Source organism: Dermacoccus sp. Tok2021 (assembly GCF_019895135.1).
Lineage (GTDB): Bacteria > Actinomycetota > Actinomycetes > Actinomycetales > Dermatophilaceae > Dermacoccus > Dermacoccus abyssi.
In genome coordinates, this window is the sequence record NZ_JAGTHU010000008.1 from 1 (window position 1) to 12,157 (window position 12,157).

The window sequence follows — 12,157 nt, forward strand, 5'->3', positions numbered from 1 at the left end:
GAGCAGCGCCGCTCGCCCTGGGCGATCTTCTTCGCTGCGGGCGCGAAAGCCGCGAGCGTGGAGGCATCGGCCTTCGACTCCTTCGGCACGAGCACCTCGATGGCCGGTTCTCGGCCGTAGGTGGTGTAGCGACGCCCGTCCGACAGGTCGGACTGCACCCAGTCGACGCCGTTCGCCTCGAAGCACGTCTCCGTGGTGGGTCCGGGAGGGGTGAGGCCACAGCGCGCGATGACGGACGACTCGGGCCGTTCGCCCCAGGCGCGCACCGCGTCGGACGGCGTGGTGACGGGGTACGGCTCGAAACCGGCCACCTTCGCCGGCCAGGCGCTCGAGGCCGCCTTGCACTGCGGGGTGTCCGCGCGATCCGCGGGCTTGGCCTCCACCGGAGGTAGCGAGCACGCGGCGAGCGCCCACACGGCTGACGAACCGGCGACGAAGAGGCTGAGGGAACGGAGCGTCGTCATGGTGGACAACGCTACCGGCGGTGGCTGCGCGCTGCCTGATGCGGCGCGGATGCGGTCTGTTCCGGCCTGCTTGAATGGGGCCGTGACGAACGTGTGGACGCCGAGAGTGGGCGGCGACGCCTCGACCGTCGACGACGTCGGTGAATTGGGCGTGCTGAGGTCCGTCCTCGCCGTGGTCGAACCCGCGGCGGCCGATGTCGGGCCCGGTGACGACGCCGCCGTCCTCACAACGAGCACCGGCCGCACCGTCGTCACGACGGATTCCATGGTGCTCGGCCTCGACTGGCGTGACGACTGGTCGTCGCCCCAGGACGTCGGGGTCAAGGTCATCGCGCAGAACCTCGCCGACGTCGTTGCGATGGGCGCGCGTCCGACCGGCGTCGTCGTCGCATTGGCCGCTGAGGGGGCCACTCGAGTCGACTGGCTCGTCGACCTCACGCGCGGTATGGCCGACGAACTGCGGCGTGCCGGGGTCGGTTCGTTCGGCGGCGACCTCTCGGGAGCGCCCGACGGCACGGTCGCCATCGCGGTCACGGCCCTCGGTGATCTGCCCGCGGGGCGCGAGCCGCTGCTGCGTGCCAACGCGCGAGTGGGGGAGTCGATCATCGTTTCCGACGTCCTCGGGCGAAGTCACGCCGGTCTGCTCGTATTGCTCGGCGAAGCCGCGCCCTCGGAAGGAGCCGGTACAGCGACTCAGGAATGCGTGGGGTGGCATCGTGCCCCGCGCCCGCGATACGCGGGTGACGAGGCTGCTGCTGCGGGGGTGCGCTGCGCGATGGACGTTTCCGACGGCCTGATGCTCGACGCCGCACGGATCGCGCGGGCGTCGAGCGTGCGCCTCGACTTCGACGGCGAAGCGCTCCGTGCGATGGCGCGCCCCCTCGAACCGGTGGTGGGGGATCGGGCACTCGAGTGTGTGCTCTCCGGCGGTGAGGAACACGCCCTGCTCGCGACAAGCCCGGAGGGGCGCGTTCCGGCGGGATGGCACGTCGTCGGCCGTGTCGAGGACGGCCGGGGCGTCACGCTCGACGGCGAGCCGGCGCAGGCGGAGGGCTGGACGCACTTCGGCGCTCGCTGACGAGCGAACCGCTCCGATTGTTGCGAACGTATTGCAATCCTCTGTGATGAGCCCGTCTGCATGGCTCTGAAGGGGGCCGTGGGGCTACCGTCAGGCGGTCAAACAGAATCTTCAGACCGGGAGCCAGCCTTGCTGCCTATGGATACCTCCGCACTGCGTCTCGACGCAGGGCCGGTCGACTACGTGCTCATCGCGTTGTACTTCGTCTTCGTTCTCGGCATCGGCCTGTTGGCCCGCCGTCAGGTGAGTTCGAGCATCGACTTCTTCATGTCCGGCCGATCGTTGCCCGCCTGGGTCACCGGCCTCGCCTTCATCTCGGCCAACCTCGGTGCCGTCGAGATCATGGGTATGTCCGCGTCCGGTGCCCAGATGGGTATGCCGACGTTCCACTACTACTGGATCGGCGCGATCCCGGCCATGCTGTTCCTGGCCATCGTGATGATGCCGTTCTACTACGGCTCGGGCGTGCGCTCGGTGCCGGAGTTCATGAAGCGCCGCTTCGGTACGGGCGCCCACCTCGTCAACGCGATCTCGTTCGCGCTCGCGCAGGTGCTCATCGCCGGTGTGAACCTCTACCTGCTGGCGAAGATCGTCAACATGCTGCTCGGCTGGGACATGACCGTCTCGACGATCGTCGCCGCCGTCATCGTCCTCAGCTACATCACCCTCGGTGGCCTCTCCGCTGCCATCTACAACGAGGTGCTGCAGTTCTTCGTCATCGTCGCCGCACTGCTGCCGCTGACGCTCGCCGCCCTGCACAAGGTCGGCGGCTGGGGCGGCCTGCAGGACAAGATGCAGGCCGCAGGTACCGATGGTGAACTCGCCTCGTGGCCGGGTAACTCCCTGACCGGCTTCACGAGCTCGGTCTGGTCCGTCATCGGCATCGTGTTCGGTCTCGGCTTCGTGCTCTCCTTCGGTTACTGGACGACGAACTTCGTCGAGGTTCAGCGCGTCATGGCCTCCAAGGACATGAACTCGGCTCGCCGTGCTCCGATCATCGGCACCTTCCCGAAGATGTTCATCCCGTTCATCATCATCATCCCCGGCATCATCGCCGGTGTGCTCGTGCCGGAGATCGCCAAGGCCAAGGCCTCGGGTGGCAGCGCCGACTACAACAACGCGCTGCTGTACCTCATGAGTGACCTGCTGCCGAACGGTCTGTTGGGCGTGGCCATCGCCGGTATGCTCGCCGCCTTCATGGCAGGTATGGCCGCCAACATCTCGGCGTTCAACACGGTCTTCAGCTACGACATCTGGCAGGAGTACGTCGTCAAGGAGCGTGACGACGCGTACTACATCCGCATCGGCCGCATCATGACGGTCGTCGCCACGGTGGTCGCGATCTTCACCTCGTTCCTCGCCGCCAGCTACGAGAACGCGATGAGCTACCTGCAGACGCTCTTCGGCTTCTTCAACGCGCCGCTGTTCGCCACGTTCATCCTCGGTATGTTCTGGAAGCGCATGACGGCCACGGCCGGTTGGGCCGGTCTCGTCTCCGGTACCGTCGGCGCGGTCATCGTCGCGGTGCTCTCCGAGGACGCTCTCGGCGGGCTGTCCGTCGGCGTCATCCCGATCGGTGGCCAGGGCGCCTCGTTCGTGGCTGCCGGTACGGCGTTCGTCGTCGACGTCCTCGTCAGCTACGTCGTGAGCCTCGCGACGCAGCCGAAGCCGGCGGAGTCGCTGCGCGGCCTCGTCTACAGCGAGACGCCGAAGGAGGACTTCGAGGAGGACACCACCACGAGCTGGTGGCAGTCGCCGACGAAGCTCGCCGGAATCTCGCTGGCCCTCGTCATCCTGCTCAACATCGTCTTCCACTGAGGGGTTGAACCATGAGTACTCCCACGAACGACAAGGCCGGAGCAGGCACCGCGAAGGCGGCCAACTCCGCGCGTCACCGCGCGGGCCTGTTCGACATCCGCAACATCATCGGTGCCCTCATGGGCATCTACGGCGTCATCCTCGTCGGGATGAGCTTCACGACGAGCGAGGCCGACCGGGCCAAGGCCGACGGCGCGAACCTCAACCTGTGGACCGGCGTCGGTCTGCTCGTCCTGGCGGCAGCGCTCATCGGCTGGGCAGTCACTCGCCCGATCGTCGTCGATGAGCGTGAGCTCGCCGAGGACAAGGCCGCCGCGGAGCACGAGCAGCCCGGCGCCCACTGAGGTACTGACTGCGAACGACTGAGCCGGGCGTCCCCCGGAAGGGGGCGCCCGGCTCACGCGTACCCACCGATGGTGAGCGGTTACCGCGGGAGGGATGCCGCGTTTTCACGGCAACATCGTGAAGGCGGGCAACAAAAAACCCGGCCGGAGCCGGGTTTCTTGACGCAAGTGCTGAGATCAGCGCTTGACCTTACCTGCCTTGAGGCAGGAGGTGCAGACGTTGAGACGCTTCGGGGTCACGCCAGCCTCGCCGACCATCGCGCGAACGCGCTGGATGTTCGGGTTCCAACGACGCTTGGTGCGGCGGTTGGAGTGCGAGATGTTGTGACCGAAGCCCGGTCCCTTGCCGCAGACGTCGCAGGTGGCAGCCACGGTTTCTCCTGAAGTCGATGAACGTTCTTGGGTTTCGCCCCGGCAGGCACGTCAGGACGACGGGCGACACGGAGGCAACCTGGGAAGCATAGCCGAGGCCCACCGGGCGGAGCAAAACGAGGCGAGTGGGTCCCTTCGGGCGCACGCGCGGGGCGTCAGCCGTCAGGTGGGCAGCGATTCACCCACGATTCCATTGTCGGTGCCTTGTGCCAGAGTAGGGGCGAACGAGCGGTTCGTGGGTGCCTCAGCCCACGCGTCGCCCGTGAGTCACGGATGAGCGAGGACGGAGGAGCGCCATGACGACGACGCTCACGTTGGCCTCCCTCGCCCGCGTCCTCGTCGCGGCCCGAGCAGAGCTTGCCGCGTCGGAGACGATCCTCAACTCCCTCAACGTCTACCCGGTGCCCGACGGCGACACGGGCACGAACATGCGCGCCACCCTCGAGGCCGGCCTTCGCGCAGTCGAAGAACTCGATCCGGGTGCGCGCACCGCTCGCTCCGACCTGCGCCAGGTGCTCGGTGCCATCACGCGTGAGGCTCAGGGCAACTCGGGGGTCATCCTCTCGGAGTACGTGCGGGGGTTCGTCGGAGCGCTCGGAGCGTTGCCCGTCGACCCCGACGGCGTGGACGAGGCCGTTGCCCTCGGGCTGGACGGCGACGCTCTCGCGCGGGCCCTGCACTCCGGCGCATCCTCGGCGAGAGGAGCCGTCGACAACCCCGTCGAGGGAACCATGCTCAGCGTCGCCGAAGCGGCGGCCGTCGCGGCGAGCCACGCTCGTTCCGAGGCCGTGCACTCCGGCGAGACGCCCCAGGTCGACGACGTGGCGCAGGCGGCGTTCGACGGCGCGAAGCTCGCCCTGTCCCGATCTCCGCAACAACTCGCCGTCCTCGCCGAGGCGGGGGTCGTCGACGCCGGCGGAGCCGGCCTCGCCATCGTGCTCGAGTGCCTCAGCCGTGTTGCGAGCGGACGCCACGGGCTTCCTCGTGCCAGCGAACGCTCCTGGCTGCCCCGCGCCGAGGCGCGAAGCGTCCGTTCGGAGGGCGGCTGTCAGGTGACGAGCGACGGTCCGGCCTTCGAAGTCATGGGCGTGATCGAGGGGCTCACGGACGAGGTGGCTGCCTCGTTGCGCTCGCGCCTCACCGAGGTCGGTGACAGCGTCGTCGTCGCCGGTGGAGACGGTATCCACCGCCTCCACGTGCACACCGACCTTCCGCTCGTCGCGGTCTCCCATGCCCGTGACGCGGGGTCCGTGGACAACATCGCGGTCACGCGCTTCGCCGGCGGCCTCGACACAGTCAGCGACGTCGTCGTCGTTGCCCAGGACGAGGCCGTGCAGCGCTATGCGCACAGCCTCGGGGCCGCCGTCAGCGAGCGCATCGCCGAACCGGACAACGGGTCGACTCTCGTCCTCGCCGACCGGGGAACTCCCGGTGACGGAGCCCGCAGTCACAGTCTCGTCACACTGCTCGCGGGCCTTGACGCCGTTGCCACGGGCTTCGATGCCGATGAGGAGATCGAGGTACTGCAGGCGGGCACGTGGCGTGCCGCGCGAGATCTTGTGCGCAGCCATTTCGAGGGAGCCGAGGTCGTCACCGCCTGCATCGCGCCGGACGCCGAACCGGCCGCGGCAGAGCAGTTCGTCACCTTCCTCGAAACCGAGGCCGAACGCGTCGGAGCGGAGCTCGACCTCCTGCGTCTGCGATCGGGCTTCCTCGTCCAACTCGGAGTGATCCATGAGTGAGGTAACGCTCGAGACACCGCTCGTCAAGGTGCTCGGCACGAGCGCGAAGAAACTCGCGAAGGCGCGCAACCTCGAGACGGTCGGCGACCTCCTTCACTACTTCCCGCGCCGCTACATCGACGCCCACGCCGGCAGCAGCTTCTCGGAGTTCGAACTCGGCGAGCACGTCGTTCTCACCGCCGAGGTGGCGGAGATGACGCAGCGGCGCATGAAGAACCGGCGCGGTTCCATGGCCAACGCCGTCATCGTCGACGACGCGGGCCAGCGCGCGCTCGTCACGTTCTTCAGTGCGCACCCGCACTACGGCATTCTTCGGCCGGGTAAGAGAGCCCTCTTCAGCGGTCAGCTGGGGCTCTACGGAAAGCAATTGCAGCTCACCCACCCGCAGTACTCGCTCATGGACGACGCTGACATGAGCATCTACGAGAACGGCCTCGTGCCGGTCTACAAACAGGTCGAGAAGATCACGAACCTCAGTCTGACGCTGTCGATCAAGCAGGTGCTCGACGCGGTCGGCACCTTGCCCGACCCGCTCGACGACGACCTGCGTGAGCGCATGGGAGTGCCCGATTTCACGCGTGCCATGCGCGCCGCGCACCTGCCGCGCACCATGGCGGACGTGGGCGCGGCGAAGAAGCGTTTCCGCTTCGACGAGGCGTTCATCACTCAACTCGTGCTCGCGCAGCGCCGGGCCAAGGCTCGCTCGGTACCCGCGACGCCTCGCGTCCCGCGCCCGGACGGTCTGCTCGCGCGCTTCGACCGCGCTCTCCCGTTCGAGCTGACGTCGGGGCAGGTCGAGGTCGGTGCCGCCATCGCAGACGACCTCGCGCGTGAGGTGCCCATGCACCGACTGCTCCAGGGTGAGGTCGGCTCGGGTAAGACGATCGTGGCGCTGCGGGCGATGCTCGCCGTCGTCGACTCCGGCGCACAGGCAGCCCTCCTCGCGCCCACGGAGGTGCTCGCGGCGCAACACGCCACGTCGATGCGCGCCATGCTGGGCGACCTCGCGCAACGCGGGCAACTCGGCGGGGACGCCGACGGCACGCGCGTCACGCTCCTCACGGGATCGATGTCGACCTCGGCGCGCTCGCAGGCACTGCTCGACATCGTCTCCGGCGAGGCCGGCATCGTAATCGGAACCCATGCCCTGCTGCAGAAGCACGTAGATTTTGCCGATCTCGGGCTCGTGGTGGTGGACGAGCAGCATCGTTTCGGAGTCGAGCAGCGTTCCGCGCTGAACTCGAAGGCAGCCACGCCGCCGCACGTGCTCGTCATGACGGCCACGCCGATACCCCGCACCGTGGCGATGACGGCGTTCGGCGACCTCGACGTCTCTACCCTGCGGCAACTGCCGCGGGGGAGGGCACCCATCGTCAGCCACGTCGTGCAGGCGCAGAACCCGGCATGGATGAACCGCGTGTGGGAGCGCATCGCCGAGGAGTGCCGCGCAGGCCGACAGGTCTACGTCGTCGCCGGTCGGATCGGTGACGCGCAGGACGGCTCCGGGGCAATGCTCGTCGACCCGGGCACGCCTGCCGATGACGGTGAGGCGCTACGTCCGGTCGGTGTCGTGGAGCTCATCGAGCAGATGCGTCACCTGCCGGCACTCGGAGGCGTCTCGATCGATCTCATGCACGGCCGGTTGCCGGCCGACGAGAAGGACACCGTCATGCGGCGATTCGCCGGGGGAGAGGTCGACGTTCTCGTGGCCACCACCGTCATCGAGGTGGGGGTCGACGTGCCCAACGCCTCGATGATCGTCATAGTCGACGCCGATCGCTTCGGCCTGTCCCAGCTGCACCAGCTTCGCGGCCGCGTGGGCCGAGGGGAGCACGGCGGTCTGTGCCTGCTCGTCACACGCTCCGAGTCCCCGGAGGCCCTCGAACGCCTCGGCCGCGTCGCGGGGACGACCGACGGATTCGCCATCGCCGACCTGGATCTAGAATTACGACGAGAGGGTGACGTGCTCGGCGCCGCGCAGAGTGGTCGCCGTACGTCCCTCGACTGGTTGGAACTGACAAAGGCGTCAGATCTCGAGGTCATCGCCAAGGCCCGCGACGAAGCCGTAGCGCTCGTCGAACAAGACCCGACGATGGCCGATCACCCCCTGCTGGCCCAGGCTGCGCGCGAGCGTGTCGACGACCAACAGGCCGAGTTCCTGGAGAGAGGCTAATGACGCGCATCATCGCCGGAAAAGCAGGCGGCAGGCGGCTCGACACGCCAGCGGGCGTGGGCACGAGGCCCACCGCGGATCGTGTGCGTGAAGCACTCTTCTCACGACTTGAGCACCTCGGCGCCATGCTCGGAGCCGACGTCCTCGACCTCTACGCAGGATCGGGCGCCCTCGGACTCGAGGCCTTCAGTCGTGGTGCCGCGTCCGTCACCTTCGTCGAGGCCAACCGCAGCGTCGCCACCGTCATCCGCACCAACGTGCGCAACCTCGGTTTCTCGCCGGTACGCGTCGTGACGCAGGCCGTCGAGCGATTCCTCGACCAGCCCGCCACTGTGCAGGCCGCCCTGGTCCTCATGGACCCGCCGTACTCGGTCAGTGAGGAGCAGCTGCGTCAGGCCATCAACTCGCTCGTCGAGGGCGGCTGGCTCGCACCGCGCGCCCTGGTCGTCATCGAGCGTTCGTCGCGCTCGCCCGAACCCACGTGGCACGAGCGGCTCGCACCGTGGGAGCCGCGCGTCTACGGCGAGACGACGATGTGGTTCGCCGAGTTCAGCGAAGGCCCTGACCCTGACGACGTCGACGCCGTCGTCGCCACGCTGGACGAAGTCGTTCCCGCGGCCGCGACCGAGGAGAAGTGATGACCCGCTGTGTCTGCCCCGGATCGTTCGATCCCTTGACCCTCGGCCACCTCGACGTTGTCGAGCGCAGCGCGCGCCTGTTCGACGAGGTCGTGGTTGCCGTCCTCTACAACCCGGACAAGCAGGGCACGTTCACGGCCGACGAACGCGTCGGCCTCATCGAGAAGTCGGTCGCGCACCTAGCCAACGTGCGCGCCGAGGCTTTCGCCGATGAACTGCTCGTCGAGGTCTGTGCGCGCCTCGAGGCGCCGATCGTCGTCAAGGGCCTGCGGGGTGAGACCGACTTCAGCTACGAGTTGCCGATGGCCACGATGAACCGTTCGCTCTCGGGGCTCGAGACGCTGTTCCTGCCGGGAAACCCCGGCATGGATCACCTGTCGAGCTCGCTCATCAAGCAGGTGGCCACGCTCGGGGGAGACATCTCCGGCATGGTTCCCGAGGCCGTTCACGGCCCGCTTCTCGAGCGACTCGGCGTCGCCGGCTGAGGTCGGCCGGACGATTTGGGTGGGCGTCACGCGCTGGCGTAGACTTGCACGTCGGCCCACGCCATCGCTGTGGCCGAAGCGATCGAAGACACGACTCACGAAGACGGCAGGGTAATGAACCAGGTTGATTCGCGCCGACCTCTGGTGATTGACACCAGGGAACTCGGTCGCCGACCCGGTAATTCTCTGCGTCTGCATCGTGATGTCGCGACTCCGGCCGACTTCGGCACCGACGTCATCGGCATCGAGGAAGGTCAGCCCATGGGGCTCGACCTGCGTCTCGAAGCCGTGATGGAGGGCGTCCTCATCGCCGGTGAGGTCGAAGCGACGGCGACCGGCGCCTGCGTGCGGTGCCTGGACGACGTCAGCATTCCTGTTGACGTTCACTTTCAGGAACTGTTCGCTTACGCCGAGCGTGCCGCGCACCACCGTGAGGTGGCCGGCGGCGATGACGAGGACGAACTGCCCGAGCTCGACGGCGACGACGCCGATATCGAGCCCGTGCTGAGGGATGCGGTAGTGCCTTCACTGCCGTTCCAACCGGTGTGTCGCGAGGACTGCCCCGGGTTGTGTGCCGAATGCGGCGCCCGGCTCGCGGACGATCCTGACCACCACCACGAAGCTATCGACCCCCGCTGGTCGGCACTGGCCAACCTGGCCGACGCCGATCCGGCACACGACGAGAAGAGGAACTGACGTGGCTGTCCCCAAGCGGAAGATGTCGCGCGCCAACACCCGCTCGCGCCGAGCCAACTGGAAGGCGACGCCGGTCGCTCTGCAGGCGTGCCCGTCGTGTGGCGCGAACAAGCAGGCGCACATGGCGTGCCCGTCGTGCGGCACGTACAACGGCCGTCACTACGGCGCCGCGGAGCGCACCGAGCACCAGGCCTGACCGGCCTCACTCGCCAGACCGTGGGCAAGAAAAGCTCGAAGCGGTCGGCGGCTGACGCTACGCAGCGGCCCGTCGGCGATCTGGCCCGAGAACTCAGTGAGATCTCGGGTACGGACGTCGATGAGCCGCTGCTTCGTCGTGCCCTGACCCATCGCTCGTTCGCGTACGAGAACGGCGGAATCCCGCACAACGAACGCCAGGAGTTCCTCGGCGACGCCGTGCTGGGTCTCGTCGTCACCGAGACGCTCTTCGGCGACCACCCCGACGCTCCCGAGGGGCAGTTGGCCAAGCAGCGGGCCGCCGTCGTCAATTCGCGGGCCCTCGCAGAGGTGGCGCGTGAGCTCGACCTCGGCGATTATCTGCTGCTCGGACGCGGTGAACTCGCCACGGGCGGCCGGACGAAGGACTCGATCCTCGCCGACACGACAGAGGCCGTCATCGGCACTGTGTTCCTGTGTGGCGGCATCGAGGCCGGACGGCGGATCGTGCATCACCTCATCGACCCGTTGATGTCACGGACGGCCAGCCTCGGCGCGGCGCTCGACTGGAAGACGTCGTTGCAGGAGGCCACTGCGGCCGCCGGCCTCGGCGCGCCCGCGTACGTCGTCGAGGGTGAAGGCCCCGATCACGACAAGGTGTTCACCGCGAAGGTCGTCGTCGACGAGCGGGTGCTCGGCATCGGCACCGGGCGGAACAAGAAGAGCGCAGAGATGCTCGCCGCCGAGAACGCATGGGTGAGCCTGCGCGAGGAGGCGGCGAAGAACTCCGGCGTCACGACGGCAGAGGCGGTAGCCGACGCCGAATCGGACGTCTCGCCGCGTTCCGATGCCTGAGCTCCCCGAAGTCGAAGTCGTACGTCGAGGCCTGGCCGACCAGGTGGTCGGCCAGGCCTTCGTCACGTCTCGGGTCACCGGAGCACGGGTCGCGCGCCGGCACGTGCCGGGCCCGGATCACCTGGCCGACGTCCTGCGCGGACGCCGTGTGGAGTCGGCCGAGCGGCGCGGCAAGTACCTGTGGCTGACGTTCGCGGGGGAGGGCGACGCCCTCGTCGTCCACCTCGGCATGAGTGGTCAGGTTCTCGTCGAGGCGGCGGATGCGCCGATGGAGAAGCACGCGCACGCCGTGTTCGACCTCGACGGCGACGCATCTGACGCTGCGCCGATGCAGATGCGTTTCGTCGACCAGCGAACCTTCGGTGGGCTCTATCTCGACGAGCTGACGGTGGCGCACGGACGTGAGGTGCCGAGCACAATCGCGCACATCGCACCAGATCCGCTCGAGGACGCCTTCGACGCCGAAGCGGTCGCGCGTCTCATGCGACGCAAGGACGTCGCCGTCAAGCGCATGCTTCTCGACCAGGGTGTGGTGAGCGGTATCGGCAACATCTATGCCGACGAAGCGCTGTGGCGCTCGGGCGTTCACGGCAGGCGGCTGGGCTCGAAGGTGACGAAACGTCAGATGGTCGACCTGTTGACGGCAGCGCAGGACGTCATGCGCGAAGCGCTCGCCCAAGGGGGCACGAGCTTCGATGCGCTGTACGTCAATGTGAACGGCGCGAGCGGCTACTTCGACCGCTCCCTCGACGCCTACGGCCAGCAGGGCAAGCCGTGCCGGCGGTGCGGAACGCTCATCGTGCGCGAGCAGTTCATGAACCGCTCGTCACACTTCTGCCCGACCTGTCAGAAGCCGCCCCGCTGATCCCCCGTGGACGCGAGGTGAAGCGGTCTGCCTCGACGGAGGGGCAGGGGTCAGTGAGCCGCTCGTGAACGGAACCAGCAGCACGCGTGCTTGCGCCGGAAACGTCCCGCCCGAGCGTCGTTGCGGGGGACGTGGAGAGTTCGGGCCGCTCGGGGAAGGACACAGACGGCGCCTCGCCGCGTGAAGGCCCCAACTCGTGGCGAGCAACGCGGCGGCCACCGACGTTGATGCTGCGAGAGCGAGGAATGTGACGAGGAGCGATTCTGCATGCTTGGGGTGCCAGCCGGGGATGACCGAGCGCCCGAATGCGGCCTCAAGGGCACGGTGAATGCCGACAATCACGAGGATGGGGCCGGCGAGAACGAGTGTGAGCGCGAGCATCGTCGATCCGATGCAGTGGAGCCCACACGAAACTTGCCGCAGCGCGCCGCTGAGCAGCAGGCGGGGCCGCAA

At 68.0% G+C, this 12,157-nt stretch carries 13 protein-coding genes; 11 read left to right on the top strand and 2 right to left on the bottom strand.

Annotation, left to right across the window (positions count from 1 at the left end):
- On the bottom strand, nucleotides 1-464 hold a 464-nt coding region (locus tag K9D12_RS06185; protein WP_165357925.1), incomplete at its 3' end, for a DUF3515 domain-containing protein.
- Nucleotides 465-546: 82 nt separating this feature from the next.
- Between K9D12_RS06185 and thiL the strand changes: the two genes are divergently transcribed.
- The 3 genes from thiL (at nucleotide 547) to K9D12_RS06200 (ending at nucleotide 3,704) form a co-directional block, all read left to right on the top strand.
- Nucleotides 547-1,542, top strand: coding sequence for a thiamine-phosphate kinase (gene thiL / locus K9D12_RS06190; protein WP_165357926.1), 996 nt, complete (start codon nucleotides 547-549; stop codon nucleotides 1,540-1,542).
- Nucleotides 1,543-1,680: 138 nt separating this feature from the next.
- Entirely contained in the window at nucleotides 1,681-3,360 is a 1,680-nt protein-coding gene (locus K9D12_RS06195; RefSeq protein ID WP_047311957.1) for a sodium:solute symporter family protein, read from the top strand.
- 11 nt (nucleotides 3,361-3,371) lie between these two features.
- A complete protein-coding gene (locus K9D12_RS06200) occupies nucleotides 3,372-3,704 on the top strand; it encodes a hypothetical protein (protein WP_165357927.1) in 333 nt (110 codons plus the stop codon).
- A 177-nt stretch (nucleotides 3,705-3,881) separates the two neighbouring features.
- On the opposite strand, the gene rpmB is transcribed toward K9D12_RS06200, so the two are convergent.
- Nucleotides 3,882-4,076: a 50S ribosomal protein L28 gene (rpmB, locus tag K9D12_RS06205; protein WP_047311958.1), complete on the bottom strand. Its 195-nt coding sequence runs from the start codon at nucleotides 4,074-4,076 to the stop codon at nucleotides 3,882-3,884.
- 296 nt (nucleotides 4,077-4,372) lie between these two features.
- Between rpmB and K9D12_RS06210 the strand changes: the two genes are divergently transcribed.
- The 8 genes from K9D12_RS06210 (at nucleotide 4,373) to mutM (ending at nucleotide 11,704) form a co-directional block, all read left to right on the top strand.
- Nucleotides 4,373-5,818 (top strand): DAK2 domain-containing protein, encoded by a 1,446-nt coding sequence (locus K9D12_RS06210; RefSeq protein ID WP_129665183.1) that lies wholly within the window; start codon nucleotides 4,373-4,375, stop codon nucleotides 5,816-5,818.
- A complete protein-coding gene (locus K9D12_RS06215) occupies nucleotides 5,811-7,991 on the top strand; it encodes an ATP-dependent DNA helicase RecG (RefSeq protein WP_223059724.1) in 2,181 nt (726 codons plus the stop codon). The genes K9D12_RS06210 and K9D12_RS06215 overlap by 8 nt, the downstream gene beginning before the upstream one ends.
- A complete protein-coding gene (rsmD, locus tag K9D12_RS06220; protein WP_129665187.1) occupies nucleotides 7,991-8,629 on the top strand; it encodes a 16S rRNA (guanine(966)-N(2))-methyltransferase RsmD in 639 nt (212 codons plus the stop codon). Before K9D12_RS06215 ends, rsmD begins: the two co-directional genes overlap by 1 nt.
- Nucleotides 8,629-9,114 (top strand): pantetheine-phosphate adenylyltransferase, encoded by a 486-nt coding sequence (gene coaD, locus K9D12_RS06225; RefSeq protein ID WP_047311961.1) that lies wholly within the window; start codon nucleotides 8,629-8,631, stop codon nucleotides 9,112-9,114. The genes rsmD and coaD overlap by 1 nt, the downstream gene beginning before the upstream one ends.
- A 114-nt stretch (nucleotides 9,115-9,228) precedes the next feature.
- Nucleotides 9,229-9,810, top strand: a complete 582-nt coding sequence (locus K9D12_RS06230; RefSeq protein WP_129665468.1) for a DUF177 domain-containing protein — start codon at nucleotides 9,229-9,231, stop codon at nucleotides 9,808-9,810.
- Between the two features lies 1 nt (nucleotide 9,811).
- On the top strand, nucleotides 9,812-10,006 hold the full coding sequence (rpmF, locus tag K9D12_RS06235) for a 50S ribosomal protein L32 (protein WP_047311963.1): 195 nt from the start codon (nucleotides 9,812-9,814) through the stop codon (nucleotides 10,004-10,006).
- Between the two features lie 20 nt (nucleotides 10,007-10,026).
- Nucleotides 10,027-10,839: a ribonuclease III gene (rnc, locus tag K9D12_RS06240; RefSeq protein WP_047311964.1), complete on the top strand. Its 813-nt coding sequence runs from the start codon at nucleotides 10,027-10,029 to the stop codon at nucleotides 10,837-10,839.
- Entirely contained in the window at nucleotides 10,832-11,704 is an 873-nt protein-coding gene (mutM, locus tag K9D12_RS06245) for a bifunctional DNA-formamidopyrimidine glycosylase/DNA-(apurinic or apyrimidinic site) lyase (protein ID WP_129665189.1), read from the top strand. The genes rnc and mutM overlap by 8 nt, the downstream gene beginning before the upstream one ends.
- The last annotated feature ends 453 nt before the right edge of the window (nucleotides 11,705-12,157 follow it).